This window comes from Thermoanaerobacter sp. X514 (assembly GCF_000019065.1).
Classification (GTDB): domain Bacteria; phylum Bacillota; class Thermoanaerobacteria; order Thermoanaerobacterales; family Thermoanaerobacteraceae; genus Thermoanaerobacter; species Thermoanaerobacter pseudethanolicus.
The window spans coordinates 278,125-300,397 of sequence record NC_010320.1; the positions used below are offsets into that span (position 1 = coordinate 278,125).

The window sequence follows — 22,273 nt, forward strand, 5'->3', positions numbered from 1 at the left end:
ATTGAAATGGTTCAATAAACATCGTCATTGAAGGCGGAAAAGTAGCAATTTTGTTAAGATGATTGCTATTTGGCATGAGATTTGCATATAAGGTATAATGCAAAAAATTTAAAAAAGGAGTTGGTCTAATGGATGCACTTATTAATTTCCTCGACAGGTATTTCATGCCTGTGGCAGGTAGAATTGCTGAGCAAAGGCACTTAAAATCTATTCGTGATGGAATAGTTGCTACAATGCCTCTTTTACTTATCGGATCATTCTTTTTAATTATAGCTTTTCCACCAATTGGAGCTCTAGAAGAACTAGTTAAACCTTATGTAAATGATTTATTAAAAATAGTCAATGCAACATTTGGAATAATTGCTATGGTAGCATCTTTTACAATAGCTTATTCGCTGGCAGGAACATATAAAATAGATCCTGTAGCTTCTGGAGTATTGAGTTTATCGACTTTTATGTTGTCAGTACCTTTAACACAAGATGGTAACATTCCTCTGGGTTGGATGGGAAGCCAAGGGTTGTTTGTTGCAATGATCCTAGCAATTTTTACAGTAGAAGTCCAAAGGAAATTTGTAGAGAAAAATTTGATTATTCGTATGCCTGAGGGGGTACCTCCTACTGTTGCAAGGTCTTTCGCAGCTTTGATACCTGGTTTTGTGATTATTACTTCTATATGGATAATTCACATGATACTTATTAAGACCGTTCATTTGACAATACCCGAGGCTATAAATAAATTAATTGCTATACCTCTTATGAGATTAGGTTCTACACTTCCTGCAGTAATACTAGCAATATTAGCAATTCAGCTCTTATGGAGCGTAGGTATTCACGGAGCAGCTTTAGTGGGGGGAATTTTGGGACCGATATGGCTTACTTTTACTCAACAGAATGCAGCTGCTAAGATGGCTGGAGAAAAAATTTTACCTCACATCGTAACACAACAGTTTTTTGATATCTTCATTTATATAGGTGGTTCCGGAACAACATTAGCACTAGCTTTACTTTTGTTATTTGCAACAAAATCGGAGCAGCTAAAAGCTGTTGGAAAATCTGCTATTGGGCCGGGTATATTTAACATAAACGAACCTATTACTTTTGGCATGCCAATAGTGATGAATCCCGTTATGATTATACCATTTATTTTAGCTCCTATTGCAGCAGGTCTTATAACTTATTTTGCGATGGCATTAAATCTTGTGGCTCGACCTTATGCTTTGATTCCATGGACAACACCTGTGTTGATTAGTGGATTCTTGACTACAGGAGATTGGAAGGCTATTATTTTACAAATTATAAACTTTGCCGTAGCGGGAGCGATTTACTATCCATTTTTGAAATTATGGGATAACAAGAAGTTAGAAGAAGAAGAGCAGTTAAGAGAACAAGAAAAATTGGTTAAAACAAAGGCATAATGATATATCCTGAGAGGCAACGCCTCTCAGGATATATATTCCATAAAAAGGGTGGTACAGATGAAATATTTAATTGTAAATGCAGATGATTTTGGATTGACAAAAGGGGTTAACAAAGGAGTTGTTGAGTGCTACAAAAATGGCATTTTAAGGAGTACTTCTATAATGTGTAATATGCCTTATGCACATGAAGCTTTAGAAATTAAAGAATTATGTCCAGATTTAGGTTTTGGGATACACATAACTCTAGATGCTGGTAAACCGTTAAGTAGTCCTGAAAAAGTGAATACTTTGGTAGATGAAAGAGGATATTTTAAGAGAGGTTTTCCTCATTCTTTAGATGATGCTGATGTGGATCAAATCAGAATAGAAATAGAAGAGCAAATTAAAAAAGCTTTTTCTTTAGGTGTAACGATAACTCATATGGATAGTCATCATCATGCGCAAAGTCATCCCAGGGTAATAGATGTATTCATAGAAATGGCTTACAAATATAACTTGCCTGTACGATCTACTCCATTGGATAGGGAAATAATTATTAAAGCTGGCTTAAAAACAGTTGATAATTTTATTTATAATTTCTATGATGAAGGTGTTAAAAAAGAAAATTTATTGTCTATATTAGGTAGTTTAAAGGAAGGTATAACAGAAATAATGAGCCATCCAGCTTACGTAGATGATGAATTAATGAATATTTCGTCTTATAATACGAAAAGAGAAATTGAGAGAACAATATTGACTGATAAAGATGTTTTACAATTTATTCTTGATAATAACATTTTGTTAGCTAACTATTCGATATTAAAATAAATTTAAAGTAGAAGGAGGGTATTTACAATGAAAATTCTATTAATCTGTGGTGCAGGAATGTCTACAAGTTTATTGGTTGAAAAAATGAAAAAAGAGGGCGAAAAAAGAGGGATGAAAGATTTATACATTTTTGCAGAAGCTGCAGATAATTTAGAAAAAGTAATAGATGATTATGATGTTATATTGTTAGGTCCTCAAATCAGGTATAAAGAAAAGTATGTTTCAGAGCTTGCGAAAGAGAGAAATAAAGTGTATAGAGTAATTCCACCAAACATATATGGGATGATAGATGGAGCCAAAACATTGGATTTAGCAATTGAGGCGCTAAAAAACAAATAAAAATTAGGAGGCAGAAAAATGGATCTTGAACAAATTGTTTTTACTATCATATCTCATGCAGGAAATGCACGAAGTAATTCTTTTGAAGCATTAAAGCATGCAAGAGAGGGTAATTTTGAGGAGGCCGAAAAGTGGTTAAATAAAGCAAGTGAAGAGCTTTTAGAAGCTCATCACGTTCAGACAGATATGATACACAAAGAAGCGGCAGGAGAAAAACAAGAAGTTACACTTCTTTTAGTACATGCAGAAGACCATCTTATGAATGCAATTCTTGCAAAAGAATTAATAACGGAAATGGTTGACTTGTATAAAGTTATTTATCAAACAAAGGGGGCAACTTTTAATGTCTAAAAAAGATTTGAAAATTGCTGTAATTGGAGGGGGTTCTAGTTATACCCCCGAACTTATTGAGGGCTTTATCAAGAGGTATAATGAACTACCAGTTAAAGACTTATATTTAGTAGATATAGAAGAAGGCCAAGAAAAACTTGAGATTGTTGGCGGTCTTGCAAAAAGAATGGTAGAAAAAGCTGGTGTAGGTATAAACATTCATTTGACTTTGGACAGGCGAAAAGCCATAAAAGATGCAGATTTTGTTGTTACCCAGTTTAGAGTAGGGCTGATAGATGCAAGAATTAGAGATGAAAAAATTCCTCTAAAGTATGATGTTATAGGGCAAGAAACAACTGGACCCGGTGGTTTTGCAAAAGCACAGAGAACAATACCTGTTATTTTAGACATATGTAAAGACGTAGAGGAACTTGCTCCAAATGCATGGCTTATTAATTTTACAAATCCTTCAGGAGTGATAACAGAAACGATTTTAAAGCATACAAATGTAAAAGCGATCGGATTATGTAATGTACCTATAGGTATGGTATACGGTGTTGCAGAAGTACTTGGTGTTGATCCAAAAAGAGTGTATATAGATTTTACAGGGCTTAATCATTTAGTATGGGGTACTCATATTTACTTAGATGGCGAAGATATAACCGAAAAACTAATAGACAGTTTCGCAGGTGGTAAATCTTTATCAATGAAAAATATACCTGAGTTGCCATGGGAACCTGAATTTATAAAATCTCTTGGTATGTATCCTTGTCCATACCACAGATACTATTATTTAACAGATAAAATGCTTGAAGGACAGAAAAAAGAAGCTGCTACAGTAGGCACAAGAGGAGAAGTCGTTAAAAAGGTAGAGCAAGAATTATTTGAATTATATAAAGACCCAAATTTGAATATAAAACCGCCGCAATTAGAAAAAAGGGGAGGAGCTCATTATTCTGATGCTGCTTGCTCCCTGATAAGTTCAATATATAATGACAAAAAAGACATACATGTGGTCAATGTGAGAAACAATGGTACAATCGCAGATTTGCCAGATGATGTGGTGATAGAAACAAATGCAATAATAGATAGAAATGGGGCTCATCCGATAAATATTGGACATGTGCCAGCGAAAATAAGGGGTTTAATGCAAGCAGTAAAAGCCTATGAAGAACTTACTATAGAAGCAGGGGTAAAGGGGAACTATTATACAGCTTTACAGGCGTTGACAATTCATCCATTAGTACCTTCTGCGACTGTTGCTAAAAAAATTCTTGATGATATACTTGAGCAAAATAAAGAGTATTTGCCACAGTATAAATAGAAATATTGCTGATTTTACAAAGTAATTTTTTCCGTTAAATTACTTTTTACTTTTTAAATAATATTTTGAATTATCTTGCGCAAGGAGGAAAATAATTATGGCTAAAGAATACAAATTTCCTGAAGGATTCTGGTGGGGGTCTGCAACGTCAGCAGTACAAATAGAGGGAGCTGCAAATGAAGATGGAAAGGGAATGAATGTATGGGATTATTGGTACAAAAACGAGCCAAATCGCTTTTTCGATAGAGTAGGCCCTCAAGTAACATCTGATTTTTACCACAGATATAAAGACGATATAAAACTGATGAAAGAACTTGGACATAACTCTTTTAGATTTTCTATTTCATGGTCGCGGCTGATACCTGGTGGTGTTGGTGAAGTCAATAAAAAAGCCGTAGAGTTTTATAACAGTGTCATTGATGAGCTTATAAAAAATGATATAGAACCGTTTGTTACGCTATTTCACTTTGACATGCCTATAGAAATGCAAAACATGGGAGGTTTTGAGAATAGAAAAGTAGTAGAATATTTTGCTGAATATGCCAAAACATGCTTTGAGTTGTTTGGAGATAGAGTCAAAAGATGGATTACATTTAATGAACCAATAGTTCCTGTATTAGGTGGATATTTATATAATTTCCATTATCCAGATATAGTAGATTTTAAAAGAGCAGTACAATTCGCTTATGGCACAGTGCTGGCAAGTGCGAGAGCAATAGAGGAATTTAAAAAATTACAAATAGAAAGGGCTAAAATAGGTATTGTTTTAAACTTAAGTCCTGTATATCCCAGGAGTAATCATCCGGCTGATTTAAAAGCCGCAGAGATTGCAGATTTGTTCTATAACAGAAGTTTTTTGGACCCAACTGTCAAAGGAGAGTATCCTAAAGAACTTGTTGAACTTCTAAAAACTTACAATCATCTACCAGAGTATTCGGATAGCGACTTAGAATTAATTAAAAATAACACTGTGGAATATTTAGGAGTAAATTATTATCAGCCAATTAGAGTTAAAGCTAAAGAAAATATGCCAAATCCATATGGAGTATTTACACCTAATTGGTTTTATGATGAGTATATTATGCCAGGCAGAAGAATGAATCCTTATAGAGGATGGGAGATATACGAAAGGGGAATATATGACATAATGATAAATTTAAGAGATAATTATGGCAATATAGGGTCTTTTATTTCGGAAAATGGAATGGGAGTTGAAGGAGAAGAGCGTTTTATAAAAGATGGAATTATCCAAGATGATTACAGGATAGAGTTTATAAAAGAACATTTGAAGTGGCTCCATAAAGCAATTGAAGAGGGATGCAATGTAAAAGGATATCATTTATGGACTTTTATGGACAACTGGTCCTTCTTAAATGCATATAAAAACCGTTACGGTCTTGTATCTGTCGATCTAAAAACACAGAAAAGAACTATAAAGAAAAGTGGATATTGGTATAAAGAATTATCCGAAAACAATGGATTTGTTGATTAATCATAACCGGTTTTTTCGCCGGTTATTTTTTTATCTTCAATTTTGTCAAAGAAAACGAATGACAAAACTGATTTTCTTTGAATTGCATAAATGCATATGGGGGTTTACAATAATTATAGAAGAATAAATGCAAAAAGGAGGTAAAACTTATGCAAAACACTAATGCTCTCATAACTGGTGGCGGAAGTGTGAAAGCGAAGTTGCAAAAGCTTGGTGGCTTCTTGGCTGGCATGGTAATACCTAATATTGGTGCCTTTATAGCATGGGGACTTATTACTGCTTTCTTTATTCCAACAGGGTGGATTCCAAATGAACATTTGGCTAAACTTGTTGGACCTATGATAACGTATCTTTTACCAATTTTAATCGGTTATACAGGTGGTAAACTTGTATACGATGTAAGAGGTGGAGTAGTAGGAGCCATTGCAACAGCAGGTATCATAATCGGTTCATCTATACCGATGTTTCTCGGTGCTATGCTGATGGGTCCTTTAGGAGGCTATGTCATTAAAAAATTTGACGAGCTTGTAGAAGGAAAAATCCCAGCAGGTTTTGAAATGCTTGTCAACAATTTCTCAGCAGGTATTTTAGGTGGTTTATTAGCAATTTTAGCATTTCTTTTCGTTGAACCAGTGGTAAATGGCATATCAGTAGGATTAGGTGCAGCAGCTCAATGGGTGACAAACAAAGGCTTATTACCTTTAATAGCAATTTTTATAGAACCAGGGAAGATATTGTTTTTAAATAACGCTATTAACCACGGTATATTGGCTCCTCTTGGAGTAGCACAGGTTAAAGAGCTTGGAAAGTCAATATTCTTCTTACTGGAAACTAATCCAGGTCCAGGTTTGGGGGTTTTACTGGCATATTGGCTTTTTGGAAAAGGCGATGCAAAACAATCAGCTCCGGGTGCTATCATAATACACTTTTTTGGCGGAATACATGAAATATATTTTCCCTATGTTTTGATGAATCCATCACTACTCTTGGCAGTTATAGGCGGTGGAATGGCTGCAGACGCGACATTTGTTTTGACAAAAGCGGGTTTGGTAGCTACACCTTCACCTGGTAGTATATTTGCAGAGATAGCTATGTCACCAAAAGGCGGATTACTTCCTGTACTTGCAGGTATTACAGTTGGAGCTGTTGTTTCTTTCCTCATAGCTTCTGTCATTGTAAAAAGGGCAAGCGAAGAAAGCATGAGTGCAGAAAGCATGACTTTTGCTCGCTCGATCGTTAGTGGACTTAAAGCGCAAAGCAAAGGACAAAAAGTTGAAGAAGTAAAGCCTAGTGTACAGAAAATAGAGAGTATGCCTAAATTGATTGTTTTTGCTTGCGATGCTGGTATGGGTTCGTCAGCAATGGGAGAAACTATTTTAAAGAAGAAGTTAAAGGAAGCAGGGCTTAATATTACAGTTAAGCATTCAGCTGTAAATCAAATACCAAAAGAAGCGGATGTTGTATTTACCCAAGAAAATCTCGCAGAAAGGGCTTCTCAAGTCGTACCAAATGCGAAAATCGTTACAGTAAAAAACTTTTTAGATAACACTGTTTACGATGAATTTGTAAAAAGCCTTGTAAAAAATCAAAAATAATTAATGGTGAAAATTATGGATGAGTTAACTGTAAGGCAAAGGTTTATATTAAAAACTTTATTGGAGAAAGGTCCTTCTAATATAGAGGACCTTTCCAAGCTTATGGATGTAAGTGGAAGAACTATTATGAGAGAAATAGCCTCTATAAACCATAATTTAAAAAAATATAACGCTGTTATTGTAGAGGACAATGGACAAATCATTTTAAAAGGAGAGGAAGAAGCGTTAGATAAAATCCATGCTTCTTTAGGTGCTATTCCTCTCCAATGGCTTTTAACTCCAGAGCAAAGACAAATATTGATGACAATACAATTATTGCTTTCAGAAGAACCAATAAAAGCAGCTTATTTTAGTTATCAATTTAATGTTGTAGAAGGAACTATAAGTCTTTATCTAGACAAAATAGAAGAGTGGCTAAAAATGAGAAATTTATCTCTTATTAGAAGAAGAGGTTATGGGATTAAAGTAGAAGGAAGTGAATTAGATAAAAGAAGTGCAATTGTGGAGCTGTTTTATAACTATAAACCCATAGAAGAACTTTTAGCTTTTGTCTATAATGATGAAAAAGACAAATATGTATACACATTTTTTAGCACAGTTTTTGACAATGAGTTAGTTCAATTAGTGAAAAGAATTGTACAACAAATTAAAAATGTTATACATGATCACTTATCTGACTTAAATTACTTTGGGATGTTTGTACATTTACTTGTTTCTATTTACAGAACGAAAATAGACAAGCCAATACAGCTTAACGATGAATTTGTAAAAGACATTTTACTTTCTAAGGAATTTATTTTCATGAAAGATGTAGAAAAAATATTGAAAGAAAATGAAATATATTTGCCAGATGCTGAATTGGCATATTTGGCTATTCATTTAAGTCCCAAAAAATACGTCTATAAACAAAATAGATTTGAAGAGCTTGGCATTTCCTTACAAGATTTATCAAAAGAGGTTGTGGAAGAAGTTTCTCGGCTTTTAAATATAAAGATAAATTACGATGAACAACTTATTGTAGGATTATCCCAGCATTTTGAGCCTGCCCTTTATAGATTGACAATGGGACTTCAGACTACCAATCCATTAATAGAAGAAATTAAAAATTACTATGGTGATTTGTTTAAAGCAGTAAATAGAGCTTGTAAGTTAATTTTTTCTAAATATAATCTCATGATACCTGAAGAAGAGATTGGTTATATTACAATGCATATTGGAGCTGCAATTGAAAGACAGCAAGCTTTATCAAAAAAACTGAGAGTTTTTGTTATATGTCCGAATGGAATGGGAACTGCGAGAATATTATCAGCTAAATTAAAAACTCTTTTTAGAGAAATTGATGCTATTGACATAGGGTCAATATGGGAGTATAAGAAAAAGAGTGATGACTATGACCTAATAATTTCTACAGTAAAGCTTGAAGATTTAAAAGATAATGTAATTGTGGTATCGCCTTTTTTGACAGAAGAAGATATTAAAAAGGTCGAAGAGTTTATAGAGAAATATGCAGTCAAGAAAGAAAAAGAATTGCCAGGGAATTTGCCGATGGTGAAAAAGAGACAAAACTTTGAAATAGCAGATGAAATACTTCGGAATTTGCAGTTGAAATACGTGGAAGCAAAAACTATTGCAGATTTAATAAAATTCATTGCAAAAGATTTATATGATTTAATGCTTACTGAAGATGCAAAAGAAATAGAAGAGCTAATCTTTAAAAGGGAAGCCATGGGCAATGTTGTCATACCAAACACACACATTGCTTTAATTCATACAAGAAGTGACAAAATGGTAATGCCTTTTGTCGGCGTCTATAAACTAAAAACTCCATTAAAGATGAAAAGTGCTGGTTTTTCTTATGAAGAAGTGGATACTTTTCTTGTGATGCTGGCAAGGAAAACAGAAAGCAGTGAGATATTAGAGATGTTAGGTAAAATAAGTATTTCATTAATTGAGGATAAAGCCTTTAATGAAATATTAAGGTTTGGTGATATCAAAGATATTAGAAATAGCTTAGTTAAAATACTAAATGATACACAGGAGGCTTTGGAGGATGAATAAAGAAATACTAAACGAAAATAATATCGTATTAAATGTACCATCGGAGTCTAAAGTACAAGCTATTGAAAGAGTAGGAAATTTGCTTTTTAAAAATGGCTATGTTGAAAAAGAATATATAGAAGGTATGAAAAAAAGAGAAGAAGATGTAACAACTTATATAGGTAATGGTATTGCTATTCCTCACGGTGTTTCTGGGTATGTAAAATATATAAAAAAATCTGGAATAGTTATAGCGCAATATCCTAAAGGAGTAGATTTTGGAGATGGAAATATTGCCTATATTGTCATAGGAATTGCAGGCAAGGGAGATGAACATTTAGAGATATTATCAAAAATAGCTCTTACCTGCCAGTATGAAGAAAATGTCGAGAAATTGAAAAAGGCAAGGACAAAACAAGAAATAATAGAAATACTTCAAAAAGGTGATGAATAATATGTTAAAAGCGGTTCATTTTGGAGCAGGGAATATAGGCAGAGGATTTATAGGGTATTTGCTTTATAAATCTGGATATGAAATAACTTTTGTTGATATATCAAAAGAATTAGTAGAAAGCATAAATAATTATAAAAGATATAATGTGATTATTTTAAAAGATAATGTGGAAAAAGAAGAAGTAAAAAATATCAAAGCTATTCATATCGAGGATGAAGAAAATCTATCCAAGGCTATTGTAGATGCAGATATAGTTACGACTTCAGTAGGAGCTAATAATCTTAAGAGCATAGGGGAAAAGTTGATAAATTATTTAAAGATAAGAAAAGCTAACATTGATAAACCTTTGAATATAATGGCATGTGAAAATGCACTGTTTGCAACAAATATACTAAAAAATAGTATATTGGAAAAAGGTGATAGAGATTTTATTGAGTACGTAAATCAAAAAATTGGTTTTCCTAATACGGCTGTGGACAGAATAGTACCGAATGTAGATATAAAGAAAGAACTGCCAATAGATGTAGCAGTGGAAGATTTTTATGAATGGGATATTGAGAAAAAAGCAATTATTGGGGATTTAAATATCAGAGGGGCGGAACTTGTCGATGACCTTGAACCTTATATAGAAAGAAAATTATTTTTATTAAATGGAGCCCATGCTACCACTGCATATTTAGGATATTTAAAAGGGTATAAATATATACATGAAGCGATTGAGGACGATTTTATAAGAAATATAGTGTCTAGGATGCAAGAAGAAGCTTCTCTTGCGCTTTCTAGAAAGCACAATATAAAAAAAGATGATTTAGAGAGGTATGCAAGTAAGGTAATAAAAAGGTTTAAAAACCCCTATTTAAAAGACGAAGTTGTAAGAGTAGGAAGAGAGCCTACAAGGAAATTGTCTGTAAATGACCGGTTAATGATGCCTGCCAAACTTTGTTATGAAATTGGAATTACGCCTGAATTTATACTATATGGTATAGCTGCAGGGTTTTTGTTTGATTATAAGGAAGACCCTCAAGCTTGTAAAATTCAAGATGACATTAAAAATTTCGGCTTAGAAAAAACAATAAGCAAAGTTACAGGTTTAGAAGAAAATAGTGATTTATTGCAAGAAATTGTAAAGAAGTATAAAGAATTGAAAGAAACTTTTAGAAAAAGATGATATAGATTGAATTCTATATCATCTTTTTTTTAATGGAAGATTATTATAATAAATTTAAAAATGTTTACAATACTAAGTAAACGTATAAAAGAAAAAGCAAAGAGGAGTAAAGTTGGAAATAAATATGTGACATTGTTCTAAATCGCTGTTGAAGGTCAAAAAAGTCTTTTATATAATTATATTAAGACTTGTCTGACGTCTGATGTATGATGCAGTTTACACAAAATTAATAATAGTTTAACTTCTATTTAACACTCTGCTGGTATACTTAAAATGTCTAAAATTTTTCCTGTAATTATTATGGAGGTGGTTGTTGAAAATCTATTTGTTTTCTAAGAACAAAAATCCTAGTAAAAGGAGGATGTAAATGTTTAGGTCAAGGTCAAGGATACTTGCAATATTTGTTGCAGCAATAATGGTATTTAGCATGTTTTTCTCTGCGATACCGCAGATAGCCTTTGCTGCAACGTCAAAAACATTTGACTTTATAGTAGTCACCGATTTTCACGGTTATTTACAAAATGATGGTAAATTAAGTGATGGGACAACTTATAAGCAGCAAATAGCAGGTGTTTTGGCAAAACAAATTAAAGACATAAAAGCTCAAAATCCTGACAGAACTGTAATTTTATCTGGCGGAGATATGTTCCAAGGAACGCCGCTTTCCAACGTCTTAAAAGGACAACCAGTCATTGAAATGATGAAAAATATTGGTTTTGATGCAATGACTCTTGGAAACCATGAATATGATTGGGGAATTGATTCGGTAATTGATACGCAAAATGCTACATTGAAAAATTCTACAATTCCTGTTCTTGCAGCAAATGTGTATGATAAAACAACGGGGCAACTGGTGAATTATGTAAAACCCTATGTAATGATTGAAAAAGATGGGGTTAAAATCGGCATAATTGGCATCGTAGACAATAAAGAATTCCCAAATATAATAATGCCTGCATATATACAAAATGTTGAATTTAAAGATCCTGTTCCAATTGTAAATGACTTAGCACAGCAGTTAAGACAACAAGGTGCGCAAATAGTTGTTGTACTGGCACATATGGGTGCATATCAAGATAAATCAGGTAATGCAACAGGTAATCTTATAGACTTTGCAAAGCAAGTTCAAGGTGTAGATGCGATATTTGGTGGACATACACATTCAATTGTCACTACAAGAGTAAATGGAATTCCTGTAGGGGTTGCTTACTATTATGGCAGAGGATTCATCGATTTAAAGATAACATTAAATGATGATGGCACAGTTACAACAGGCGATATGCAATACATTGATATTACAGGTTTGTATTCTACACAAAATCCTATAGTAGATCCTGAAGTACAAGCCATTGTCGATAAAGCTGTTCAAGATGTAGGACCAATATTTAACGAAGTGATAGGTCAAGCTGCAATTGACTTGACAAGGACTCAAAGTGCGCAACCTTATGGAGACTCTCTCTTAGGCAATTGGGCAGCACAAGTTACAAAGGATGCAGTAGGAGCAGATTTTGGATTTGCCAATAATGGTGGATTAAGGATTGATATTCCAAAAGGCGATATAACTGTTGGAATGATGTATCAATTGATGCCTTTTGACAACACAATAGTTACAATGAAAATGACAGGGGCGCAAGTAAAAACTATCCTTGAGCAGGCTGTACAAGATGGTGGCAAGGGTATACAGGTTGCGGGACTTACTTTCAAGTATGATCCATCTAAGCCTTCAATGCAAAGAGTATTTGACATGAGAAAGTCCGACGGAACGCCAATACTTATGGATAAAACTTATCTTGTTGCGACAAACAACTTTATGGGCACTGGCGGAGATGGCTTTACAGGATTTACAGACCATGATGTTGCAAAAACTTATATTGACACATATAAGCTTGTAAGAGATGCATTTATAGATGCAGTTAAAGCCCAAAAGACAATTACTTCAAAAATAGATAATAGAATTGCACCGGCTAAAATGAGTGATGCGACAATAACAGTACTTGCTACGTCAGATATACATGGCAATATATTCACATGGGACTACAACACTGCAAAACCTGCGAATAGAGGTCTTGCAAAAGTAGCTACCTATGTAAAACAAGTAAGAGCTCAATATCCTTATGTGGTATTAGTAGATAATGGAGATACTATTCAAGGAACACCTCTTTCTTACTACTATAACAAAATAGATACTGAAACAGAGTATCCATTAGCAAAAGTAATGGGTGCAATGAAATATGATACTTGGACGTTGGGCAACCATGAATACAATTATGGGCTTGACGTTTTAAACAGAGTTATAAAAGACATGAGAAGTGAAGGCATACATGTGCTTTCAGCAAATACTTATAAAGATGACGGAACAAACTTTGTTGACCCTTACTATATTAAGACATTTGATACACCGCAAGGGCCTGTAAAAGTTGGTATATTAGGCCTTACGACCAAAACTATACCATCATGGGAAGATAAAGACCACTATGCAGGGCTTCACTTCAATGACTTGGTAGAAGAAGCCAATAAATGGGTACCTAAGTTAAGAGAAGCAGGAGCAGATATAGTAGTCGTTACAATGCATTCTGGTGAAGAAAAACCAACAGATATTATTCCAGAAAATCAGGTAATTGCTGTAGCAACGCAAGTAAATGGCATTGATGCAATAGTTGCAGGGCATACACATGCTAATATACCACAACGTACCTATACGAATTCTGCAGGGCAAACAGTTATAGTAACACAACCTGGAAGATGGGGCGAATATGTATCACAGATAAACTTTAATATAAGCAAAAATGCTGATGGAAAATGGGTAATAGATAGCAAATGGAGTGCAACTATAAAAATGGATGATTCTGTACAAGCAGACCCAGATATTTTAAACCTTGCACAACCATATCAAGATGCAACACTTAAATATATAGGAACAAAAATCGGTGTTGCAGCAGGTGACTTCTTAGGTACTGAACAGACAGTAAAAGAGACAGCTATAATGGACCTTATCAACAAAGTTCAAAAATATTATGCAAAAACTGATCTATCAATTGCTGCACCACTTAGCAGTTCAGCAAAGATATTGAAAGGCGATATAACAATTCAAGACATTATGGGTGTATATGTATATGAAAACTACTTGTATGGAATAAAGATGACAGGCAAACAATTAAAAGACTGGATGGAATGGTCAGCAAGATATTACAAACAAGTTTCTTCTCCAGATGAACCTATAACAAAAGATCCTACTTTAAATATACCAGATTATAATCTTGACCAACTATACGGCGCAAGCTATGTAATAGATTTAACAGAACCAGCAGGGCACAGAATTAAGAACCTCAAAGTAAATGGCAAACTTGTCAAAGACGATGATGTATTCACAGTAGCAATAAACAACTATAGATTCAATGGTGGCGGCGGATTCATGCAAGCTGCTGGAATAACAAATCCAGAAATCGTATTTGATTCCGCAAAAGCTTATGGCGATGACGGACAGGTAAGGAATTTGATGATCAGATATATTCAAGAGCATGGTACAATTACACCAACTGTTGAAAATTACTGGTATATCTCAACAACACCTGTAGAAGAAGAAATTGAAGCACCAGCACCACAACCTGCACCACAACCTGTATACAACTATGGCATTGTAACTGCATCAGCGCTTAAGGTGAGGACAGGCGCAAGCACTTCAAGCAAAATTATAGGAGTACTTCCTGCCGGAAAAGTTGTGACATTGCTTGAAGAAGTCAACGGCTGGTACAAGATTGCCTACAATGGCAAGACAGGATATATCTACGGCAAATACGTTGCTGCGACTCCCGATCCATCAAATGTAGTTGTTTTGAAGGCTGTAAAAGTCACTGCTAAGAGTGGATTAAATGTAAGAGTAGGAAGTTCGGTAACGGCGAGAAAAATAGGTGCAGTACCATATGGCACAGAATTAAAAGTAGTCAAAGAAGAAAATGGATGGTATATGGTACAGTATAACAATAGTTTCGGATATGTATATTCAGGTTATACAAATGATAAAGCAAGCTCAGCTATTCTAAAAACCGTAAAAGTCACAGCAAAAAGTGGACTAAATGTAAGAACAGGAAATTCTATAAATGCAAAGAAAATAGGAGCAGTACCATATGGAACATTGCTAAAGGTAGTTGGAGAATATAATGGATGGTATCAGATACAGTATAAGGGCGGATTTGGATATGTATACGCAAAATATACGAAATAAAATGTAAAGAAAGAAAAGCTGTGGGAAACCGCAGCTTTTCTTTTTAAGAATATTTGTTGGATAAAAGAAAATATGTTATAGAATATATAAAGGAATTTTACAGTGAAAGGGATGAAGGAATCTTGAAAATAGGTGATGTAGTTTTAAAAAATAACGTATTTTTATCTCCTATGGCAGGGGTTACAGATAAGCCTTTTAGATTAATTTGTCAAGAGATGGGTTGTGGTCTTGCATATACAGAAATGGTGAGTGCCAAAGGTCTTTATTATGGCAGTGAAAATACAAAGCTTTTGACAGACATCGATGAAGGAGAAAGTGTAGCTTTACAAATATTCGGCTCTGACCCAGACATTATGGGAGAAATAGCAAAAAGGCTAAATGACAGTAAAGCTTTAATTCTCGATATAAACATGGGATGCCCTACACCTAAAATAGTTAAAAATGGTGATGGAGCGGCACTCATGCTAAAACCAGAATTGGCAGAGAAAGTGATGGAATCTGTTGTTAAAGCATCAAATAAGCCTGTGACAGTTAAAATAAGAAAAGGGTGGGATGACAACCATGTAAATGCTGTGGAAATAGCGCAAATTGCTGAAAAGGTTGGCGTTAAAGCAGTAGCAGTACATGGAAGGACGAGAGAACAATTTTATTCTGGAAAAGCTGACTGGAGTATAATAAAAAAAGTCAAAGAAAGTGTAAAAATACCTGTTATAGGCAATGGTGATATATTTACACCAGAAGATGCAAAAAGAATGTTGGAGGAAACGGGATGCGATGCAATTTTAATAGGACGTGGTGCGCAGGGTAATCCCTGGATATTTAAAAGAACTGTACATTTTTTAAATACCGGAGAATTACTTCCTGAGCCGACAATACAAGAAAAAATAGAAGTGATTATCAGGCATTTGGAAATGATGATAGAATATAAAGGAGAACGAACAGGTATTCTTGAAATGAGAAAACATATTGCTTGGTATTTAAAGGGATTATATGGCAGCGCCAAACTCAGGGAAGCAGTATTTAAAATGGAAAAATATGAGCAAATAAAAGAGTTTTTATTAAATATAAAATGTAAAAGAGATGCTATTATAAATTGAGGAGTATTTTATTTACATTGAGGTGGTAACGTTGTCAATTGAATATATTATAGCACTTTGCGGTATAGGATTTGCAGCTGCTTTTATTGATTCTATAGCGGGTGGAGGCGGTATAATAAGCCTTCCAGGGCTTTTAGTACTTGGAGTACCTCCAGCTTTTGCGCTTGGAACTAACAAATTTGCTGCTTCTTGTGCTTCTTTTACTAGTTCTTTAACTTTTATAAAGTATAGAGTGTATGATGGAGATTTGTTAAAATACTTGGTATTTGGGACTTTATTAGGTGCAATTCTTGGAGTCAAAACTGTACTTTTGTTAGACAGCTCACAATTAAGGATAATTATAATTATTTTAATGATTTTTGTTGCAATATACACCTTATTTGTTAAAAATATAGGCAATGAAAACAAATTTGAAGGCGTTAATAAAAAGACTATTGCAATAGGCCTTATAATTTCTATAATTCTTGGCTTTTATGATGGCTTTTTTGGACCGGGAACAGGTTCATTTTACATTTTTTTATTCTTAACACTTTTGAATTATGATTTTAAAATAAGTGCAGGAAATGGGAAAATACTGAATTTTGTAAGCAATATAACTTCACTAATTATGTTTGCGTTACATGGTAAGATATTGTATTCTATTGCAATTCCCATGGCGTTAGCAATGATACTGGGGGCAAGATTGGGGACAAAGCTGGCTATAAAAAATGGAGCTCGGCTTATAAGGCCTATATTGATTTCTGTCACTTTGTTGTATGCAGTGAAAATGATTTTTGATATAACAAATCATTAAAGTAAGACATGCACAAATAAAAGGGATTAACCACATATATGTATCATGGAGATGATGCATATATGTGGGAGGAAAATAGAACAAAAAAATATAAAGGAATTGACATTATAGAATTCTATCAAAAAGAGGCAATTAAAAGGAAAAACACAATACCCAAAAAAACTTTTTATAATAGATTTTTGAAAATTGGAGACCACATAATGATATCAAAACCCTATGATAAAGAATTTGAAATAAAAAAATACAAAGCCAGTCTATATGAGCTTTTAAAAGAAGTAGATTATGAGGAAGTTTTTGGGATAAATATTTCTTCAAAAGGTAAAAAAGAGGTTTGCACAAATAATCTTTCATTTGAAAATTTTACTATAGGTGATATTGTTTTAGCCACAAGCCCGGGATTTCACATACAAGGTGCTATTAGACATGCTGCTATATTCGATAGCGGAAGATATCATGGGAGCGTTGATGATGAATGCTTACTCACTGCAGAACCAAATAAAGGAGTAATATACGAGTCTATTCGATTTTATCATGAAAACTTTGGAGAAGCATGGGGACTTTATGTGCCTAATACGACTTTACAACAAAGAATTGCAGTTGTCGATGAACTTGCAAAACATATAGGAGAGAGATATTATTGGAGTGCTCATAAAAGCAACTCAAAAGTTTGGTATTGTTCATTGATTCCTTGGAGAGGATATTATAAAATTACAGGTATTGATATTGACTATAATGACGGATATTGGGTTTTACCTATTGACATTTTTATGAGTGAATATACTGAAGTTTTTGAGTATTCAAGGGGATAGTATGTACTATCCCTCAGTTTGTTGACAAAGTTAAAAAATTTTCAAAGGAGATATTTTGCATCGTCGCTCCGATGTTCCAAAGCGACAAAACTAAAGCTCGACCTTCGGGCTCCGGCAGGGTACCGGGCACAATCGGCCTCCTTGCCTCAGGTGCCCGCCTTCGCCATCCATGGCTTCGGCCCTGCCTCCACCCTCGGTCTTGCTAAGTTTCCCGGCACTCAAGTAAGAAAGTTTATAAAGCAAAAATAGAAAAAACAAGCATACTTACTTGAGTGCCGGGCCGCTTTGTAACAAGTCGCTCCTTATGCAGAATATCTCCTTTACGAAAGTTTGTCTACAGTCTGAGGGGATAGTATGTACTATCCCCTACTTTTCTCCTTATTTACCTCTTCTTTAATGAAACGAGTCCCATTATAAAAAGCGAGACGAGGACTATACTTCCACCGGGGGATAAGTTTAAGTAAAAGGATAGAAATATTCCCGAAAAGACTGATATAAAGGAAAAGAGTATTGCATAAAATATTGTCTGTTTAAAGCTTTTGGCGATTCTTAAACTTGCGGCAGCCGGTATTACCATTAGTGAAGATACTAAAAGTGCACCTACAATTCTCATGGCGAGGGCGACAGTTAAAGCTACTAGTACTGTAAAGAAGAAATTGATATAGCTTACAGGTATACCTGAAATTTTTGCTGCTTCTTCATCGAAGGTGATGTACAATAACTCTTTGTACAGCAAAATAATTGACGCCACTACAACGATACCGAGAGTTGAAATCAAAAGGACGTCAGTGTTTGTTACAGACACAATACTTCCAAAGAGATAATTCATTATGTTGGCGGCGCCGCCTCTTGAAAGACTTAAAAGAATTATTGCTACTGCCATTCCTGCAGACATAACTATGGCTATTGATATTTCGGAATACCTGAAATATGTCTTCCTCAGTTTTTCTATTCCAAAAGAAGCTAAAAGCACCACAATTATGGAGCCTAATGTAGGATTTATTCCAAGCAAAATACCTGCTGCCACTCCTGCTAAAGCAACGTGAGAAAGGGTGTCTCCTATTTGTGAAAGCCGTCTTAGGACAAGAAAGCTACCTGTTAAAGGTGCAATTATTGAAATAATGCTTCCGGCTATAAATGCTCTTCTCATAAATTCATAGGAAAAAATATCAATCATTTTTAACACTCCCATTGTGATGATGTTTTGCTATTTTTACTGGATATCCATATACTTCAGCTAATTCTCCTGCTGTAAGGTCGACGGCTTCACATTTTTCATTTATTTTACCTTCACTCATGCATATTATCCTTGATACTTTATCAGTAATTGCCCAAACGTCATGGGTTATCATTACTATAGTTATACCTTTTTCTTTATTTAATTTTTCAAGGATAGCGTATAAAGCCTTTTCAGACTTCGCATCAATTCCCGTTGTAGGTTCATCCAAAAAAAGTATTTCTGGTTTTACAACTAAAGAGCGAGCTATGAAAACTCTTTGTAGCTGTCCACCTGATAATCTTCCTATTAGTCTGTGTTTATAATCCAACATGTCTACAATTCTTAAAGCTTCATATACTTCTTCCCAATCTTTTTTAGAAAGTCTTTTAAATATTCCTTTCTTTGCGTATAATCCCATTGATACTACTTCTTCTACACTGGCAGGAAAAGAGGCATTAAAGGAATAAGACTTTTGGGGTACATAACTTATAAAAGACCTATTTTTTATATTTTGCAGCTTTACTCCATCGTACAAAACTTCACCAGAAGTGGGAATGAGATTTCCTACCATAATGTTGACTAAAGTGCTTTTTCCGGACCCATTAGGTCCGATGATTGCAACAAATTCTCCTTTATTTATTTTTAAAGAGATATTATTTAATATTTTTTTAGTGTCATAAGCAAAGCTGACATTCTTAAGTTCAACCAAGTTCATTTTCACCTACTCCAATCCTTTTTTTAAGTTTTCAAGGTTTTGTTTCATTAAAGAGATGTAATCTCCTTTTTTCTTTATATCTTCTTTAGTAAGCCCTTCGATTGTGCTAAGAGGCAAAACTTGTACTCCTGTTTCTTTTGCTATAGTCTGTATAGGCTTTGGAGAAGTCAAGGGTTCTGTGAAAATGTATTTTATATTTTTACTTTTTATAAGATTTATAATTTCTGTCATTCTAGCAGGGCTTACCTCTGCTTCTTCATCTGAACCTACTAATGCTTCTTGCTTTAAGCCATAGTCTCTTGCTAAATAATCAAAAGCGCGGTGGTATACAATAAAGGTTTTGTGCTTTGTCTGTGAAAGAGTCTCAGTGTACTCTTTATCAAGAGTTTCTAATGTAGTTTTTAAATTTTGATAGTTTTTTTCAAAATAATCTTTATCATTCGGAAAGGTCTTTTGCAAGGCTTCATTTATGTTTTTAGCCATTATCAAGGTCTCTTTAGGAGAAAGCCATATGTGAGGATTTGTTTGATTGCCTTCAACAATTGGAGTTATGCCTTTTGATACTTCATAAAATGTTACATTTGGAGCATTGGTTTTTATTTTGTCAATCCAAGAGTCCATTCCCAAACCTAAGTAAAGGATAGTTTTTGCCTTTGTCATTTCAGCCACGTCTTTTGTGGTAGGTTCCCAATCGTGGGGTTCGACTCCTGGCGGTATTATAGTTCTTACTGTTATTTTGTCACCACCAATTTTTGATGCAAGGTCATAAATTGGATAAAAAGATGCGTACACTACTGGTTTTGAAGATTCTACTGTTTTTGTGCCACAAGAGGTTATACCTAAAATTAAAGCCATGATAAGCAGTATAGCGATTAAAGTTTTTTTCATAAATATTACCTCCTATAGTTAGTTTTTATTGCTCCTGCAATCTTTGCAATAACCAACGATTTCTATTTTGTGGTCTACAATTTCAAAGTCTTTTATTTGGTTTATCCAAAGTTCGAGAGGGCATATGTCTAGTTCAAAGATTTTGCCGCATTTTAAACATCTCATGGTATGATTGTGTATTTCTTTTCGCATTACATACATGATATTATTGCCAATTGTCGTTTCATTTAAAATATTTATATCTTTCAAAAGGCTCAAATTGCGATAAACTGTGTCAATACTTACTTGAGGAAAGACTTCTTTTACTTTTTCATAGATTTGTCTCACAGAAAGATACCCCTGCTGATTTAACATGATATCCAGTATCAATTCTCGTTGAGGCGTAAGTTTGTAGTTATGGTCTTTTAATTTTTTAATGGCTTCTTGTTTATGCATTTTAATCACACCCTTTATTAAATAAGAAATCTTTCTTAATTAAGATAGTATTACAATTTAGCAAAAAAGTCAATGGGAAATTTACATAAATTTAAATCAAATGTTAACTTTTACATATACTATTGAAATTTCAGAAAATGTTTTCTATAATAAAAAAATAAGGTAAAATTTTATTTGAAAAAAGGTGATAGGATGGAATATGCAAAAATATTAGAAGACATAAGGAATAACATTGAAAAAGTGATAGTAGGGAAAAGAGAAGTAATTGATTTAATGCTTACAGCCTTAATCTCTTCAGGGCATATTCTTTTAGAGGATGTGCCAGGAGTTGGTAAAACTACTATTGCCAAAGCATTAGCTAAATCTATTAATTGTGAGTTTAAGAGGGTGCAATTTACTCCCGATTTGCTTCCTAGTGATTTGACAGGAATAAATGTTTACAATCAAAAACTCAATGAATTTGAGTTTAAAAAAGGCCCTTTATTTACCAATATTTTATTAGCTGATGAGATAAATAGGGCTACACCCAGGACTCAGTCTAGCCTTCTTGAATGTATGGAGGAAAGGCAGGTAACTGTAGACGGTGTCACTTATCCTTTAGACAAACCCTTTTTTGTTATTGCTACGCAAAATCCTATAGAAAGTTACGGCACTTTTCCTCTTCCCGAGGCTCAAATAGATAGGTTTTTGATGAAAATAAAAATGGGATATCCTAAAAGAGAAGAAGAGCAGAGAATAATAGACCTTTTTGATAAAGGTAGTCCCTTAGAGAATATTCAGCCAGTCTGCAGCAAAGAGGATATAATAAAAATGCAAAAAGAGTATACCAATGTGTATGTGGAAAAAGACGTTGCCAATTATATTTTAGATATAATTGAAAGGACAAGAGAAGATGGGGAGATAGAATTAGGAGCAAGCCCAAGGGCTACATTGGCTCTTTATAAATCTTCTCAAGCTTATGCTTATATAAAAGGAAGAGACTTTGTGACACCAGATGATGTAAGGTACATTGCGCCATTTGTGCTGTCCCACAGGATTATTTTAAAAGGGGTAGGTAAGCTTAAAAATTTAAAGGCGGAAGATGTAGTGAAAAGAATCTTAGAAGAAGTTCCAATCCCTCTTGAAAAATAA

Annotated in this window: 19 protein-coding genes; 15 read left to right on the forward strand and 4 right to left on the reverse strand. The window is 34.1% G+C overall.

Annotation, left to right across the window (positions count from 1 at the left end):
* The first annotated feature begins 128 nt into the window (after positions 1-128).
* From celB to TETH514_RS01395, 14 genes are all read left to right on the forward strand, one after another.
* Positions 129-1,415: a PTS cellobiose transporter subunit IIC gene (gene celB / locus TETH514_RS01330; RefSeq protein ID WP_009051881.1), complete on the forward strand. Its 1,287-nt coding sequence runs from the start codon at positions 129-131 to the stop codon at positions 1,413-1,415.
* 60 nt (positions 1,416-1,475) lie between these two features.
* A complete protein-coding gene (locus TETH514_RS01335) occupies positions 1,476-2,225 on the forward strand; it encodes a carbohydrate deacetylase (RefSeq protein ID WP_009051880.1) in 750 nt (249 codons plus the stop codon).
* A 27-nt stretch (positions 2,226-2,252) separates the two neighbouring features.
* Complete coding sequence (locus TETH514_RS01340; protein WP_009051879.1) at positions 2,253-2,564, forward strand: PTS sugar transporter subunit IIB; 312 nt, start codon at positions 2,253-2,255, stop codon at positions 2,562-2,564.
* A gap of 18 nt (positions 2,565-2,582) precedes the next feature.
* Positions 2,583-2,915, forward strand: coding sequence for a PTS lactose/cellobiose transporter subunit IIA (locus tag TETH514_RS01345; protein ID WP_009051878.1), 333 nt, complete (start codon positions 2,583-2,585; stop codon positions 2,913-2,915).
* On the forward strand, positions 2,908-4,218 hold the full coding sequence (locus TETH514_RS01350) for a 6-phospho-beta-glucosidase (protein ID WP_009051877.1): 1,311 nt from the start codon (positions 2,908-2,910) through the stop codon (positions 4,216-4,218). Before TETH514_RS01345 ends, TETH514_RS01350 begins: the two co-directional genes overlap by 8 nt.
* Positions 4,219-4,315: 97 nt before the next feature.
* On the forward strand, positions 4,316-5,710 hold the full coding sequence (locus TETH514_RS01355; protein ID WP_009051876.1) for a glycoside hydrolase family 1 protein: 1,395 nt from the start codon (positions 4,316-4,318) through the stop codon (positions 5,708-5,710).
* Between the two features lie 149 nt (positions 5,711-5,859).
* Positions 5,860-7,305 carry a PTS mannitol transporter subunit IICB gene (locus tag TETH514_RS01360; protein ID WP_009051875.1) on the forward strand — a complete coding sequence of 482 codons (1,446 nt, stop codon included), beginning with the start codon at positions 5,860-5,862 and terminating at the stop codon, positions 7,303-7,305.
* 3 nt (positions 7,306-7,308) lie between these two features.
* Positions 7,309-9,363: a BglG family transcription antiterminator gene (locus tag TETH514_RS01365; RefSeq protein ID WP_009051874.1), complete on the forward strand. Its 2,055-nt coding sequence runs from the start codon at positions 7,309-7,311 to the stop codon at positions 9,361-9,363.
* Entirely contained in the window at positions 9,356-9,796 is a 441-nt protein-coding gene (locus TETH514_RS01370) for a PTS sugar transporter subunit IIA (RefSeq protein ID WP_009051873.1), read from the forward strand. The genes TETH514_RS01365 and TETH514_RS01370 overlap by 8 nt, the downstream gene beginning before the upstream one ends.
* 1 nt (position 9,797) lies before the next feature.
* Positions 9,798-10,964 (forward strand): mannitol-1-phosphate 5-dehydrogenase, encoded by a 1,167-nt coding sequence (locus TETH514_RS01375; protein WP_009051872.1) that lies wholly within the window; start codon positions 9,798-9,800, stop codon positions 10,962-10,964.
* A gap of 367 nt (positions 10,965-11,331) precedes the next feature.
* Positions 11,332-15,186 carry a 5'-nucleotidase C-terminal domain-containing protein gene (locus tag TETH514_RS01380; RefSeq protein ID WP_009051871.1) on the forward strand — a complete coding sequence of 1,285 codons (3,855 nt, stop codon included), beginning with the start codon at positions 11,332-11,334 and terminating at the stop codon, positions 15,184-15,186.
* A 122-nt stretch (positions 15,187-15,308) separates the two neighbouring features.
* Positions 15,309-16,283 carry a tRNA dihydrouridine synthase DusB gene (gene dusB, locus TETH514_RS01385; RefSeq protein ID WP_038016386.1) on the forward strand — a complete coding sequence of 325 codons (975 nt, stop codon included), beginning with the start codon at positions 15,309-15,311 and terminating at the stop codon, positions 16,281-16,283.
* Between the two features lie 31 nt (positions 16,284-16,314).
* Positions 16,315-17,076 carry a TSUP family transporter gene (locus TETH514_RS01390; RefSeq protein WP_009051869.1) on the forward strand — a complete coding sequence of 254 codons (762 nt, stop codon included), beginning with the start codon at positions 16,315-16,317 and terminating at the stop codon, positions 17,074-17,076.
* Positions 17,077-17,114: 38 nt separating this feature from the next.
* Positions 17,115-17,885, forward strand: a complete 771-nt coding sequence (locus TETH514_RS01395) for a hypothetical protein (protein WP_009051868.1) — start codon at positions 17,115-17,117, stop codon at positions 17,883-17,885.
* A 382-nt stretch (positions 17,886-18,267) separates the two neighbouring features.
* Here the strand turns inward: TETH514_RS01395 and TETH514_RS01400 are convergent, their stop codons facing one another.
* From TETH514_RS01400 to TETH514_RS01415, 4 genes are read right to left on the reverse strand one after another with little or no spacing between them, the layout of a single operon-like run.
* Positions 18,268-19,062 (reverse strand): metal ABC transporter permease, encoded by a 795-nt coding sequence (locus tag TETH514_RS01400; RefSeq protein WP_003867179.1) that lies wholly within the window; start codon positions 19,060-19,062, stop codon positions 18,268-18,270.
* On the reverse strand, positions 19,055-19,819 hold the full coding sequence (locus tag TETH514_RS01405; protein WP_009051867.1) for a metal ABC transporter ATP-binding protein: 765 nt from the start codon (positions 19,817-19,819) through the stop codon (positions 19,055-19,057). The genes TETH514_RS01400 and TETH514_RS01405 overlap by 8 nt, the downstream gene beginning before the upstream one ends.
* A gap of 6 nt (positions 19,820-19,825) precedes the next feature.
* Entirely contained in the window at positions 19,826-20,707 is an 882-nt protein-coding gene (locus tag TETH514_RS01410) for a metal ABC transporter substrate-binding protein (protein WP_009051866.1), read from the reverse strand.
* 18 nt (positions 20,708-20,725) lie between these two features.
* On the reverse strand, positions 20,726-21,142 hold the full coding sequence (locus tag TETH514_RS01415; protein ID WP_009051865.1) for a Fur family transcriptional regulator: 417 nt from the start codon (positions 21,140-21,142) through the stop codon (positions 20,726-20,728).
* Between the two features lie 192 nt (positions 21,143-21,334).
* Between TETH514_RS01415 and TETH514_RS01420 the strand changes: the two genes are divergently transcribed.
* A complete protein-coding gene (locus TETH514_RS01420) occupies positions 21,335-22,273 on the forward strand; it encodes a MoxR family ATPase (RefSeq protein ID WP_009051864.1) in 939 nt (312 codons plus the stop codon).

Bases quoted from the DNA above. Each gene is read 5' to 3' on its own strand.
- celB (WP_009051881.1), top strand. From the start codon at position 129: ATGGATGCACTTATTAATTTCCTCGACAGGTATTTCATGCCTGTGGCA.
- TETH514_RS01335 (WP_009051880.1), top strand. From the start codon at position 1,476: ATGAAATATTTAATTGTAAATGCAGATGATTTTGGATTGACAAAAGGG.
- TETH514_RS01340 (WP_009051879.1), top strand. From the start codon at position 2,253: ATGAAAATTCTATTAATCTGTGGTGCAGGAATGTCTACAAGTTTATTG.
- TETH514_RS01345 (WP_009051878.1), top strand. From the start codon at position 2,583: ATGGATCTTGAACAAATTGTTTTTACTATCATATCTCATGCAGGAAAT.
- TETH514_RS01350 (WP_009051877.1), top strand. From the start codon at position 2,908: ATGTCTAAAAAAGATTTGAAAATTGCTGTAATTGGAGGGGGTTCTAGT.
- TETH514_RS01355 (WP_009051876.1), top strand. From the start codon at position 4,316: ATGGCTAAAGAATACAAATTTCCTGAAGGATTCTGGTGGGGGTCTGCA.
- TETH514_RS01360 (WP_009051875.1), top strand. From the start codon at position 5,860: ATGCAAAACACTAATGCTCTCATAACTGGTGGCGGAAGTGTGAAAGCG.
- TETH514_RS01365 (WP_009051874.1), top strand. From the start codon at position 7,309: ATGGTGAAAATTATGGATGAGTTAACTGTAAGGCAAAGGTTTATATTA.
- TETH514_RS01370 (WP_009051873.1), top strand. From the start codon at position 9,356: ATGAATAAAGAAATACTAAACGAAAATAATATCGTATTAAATGTACCA.
- TETH514_RS01375 (WP_009051872.1), top strand. From the start codon at position 9,798: ATGTTAAAAGCGGTTCATTTTGGAGCAGGGAATATAGGCAGAGGATTT.
- TETH514_RS01380 (WP_009051871.1), top strand. From the start codon at position 11,332: ATGTTTAGGTCAAGGTCAAGGATACTTGCAATATTTGTTGCAGCAATA.
- TETH514_RS01395 (WP_009051868.1), top strand. From the start codon at position 17,115: ATGTATCATGGAGATGATGCATATATGTGGGAGGAAAATAGAACAAAA.
- TETH514_RS01400 (WP_003867179.1), bottom strand. From the start codon at position 19,062: ATGATTGATATTTTTTCCTATGAATTTATGAGAAGAGCATTTATAGCC.
- TETH514_RS01405 (WP_009051867.1), bottom strand. From the start codon at position 19,819: ATGAACTTGGTTGAACTTAAGAATGTCAGCTTTGCTTATGACACTAAA.
- TETH514_RS01410 (WP_009051866.1), bottom strand. From the start codon at position 20,707: ATGAAAAAAACTTTAATCGCTATACTGCTTATCATGGCTTTAATTTTA.
- TETH514_RS01415 (WP_009051865.1), bottom strand. From the start codon at position 21,142: ATGCATAAACAAGAAGCCATTAAAAAATTAAAAGACCATAACTACAAA.
- TETH514_RS01420 (WP_009051864.1), top strand. From the start codon at position 21,335: ATGGAATATGCAAAAATATTAGAAGACATAAGGAATAACATTGAAAAA.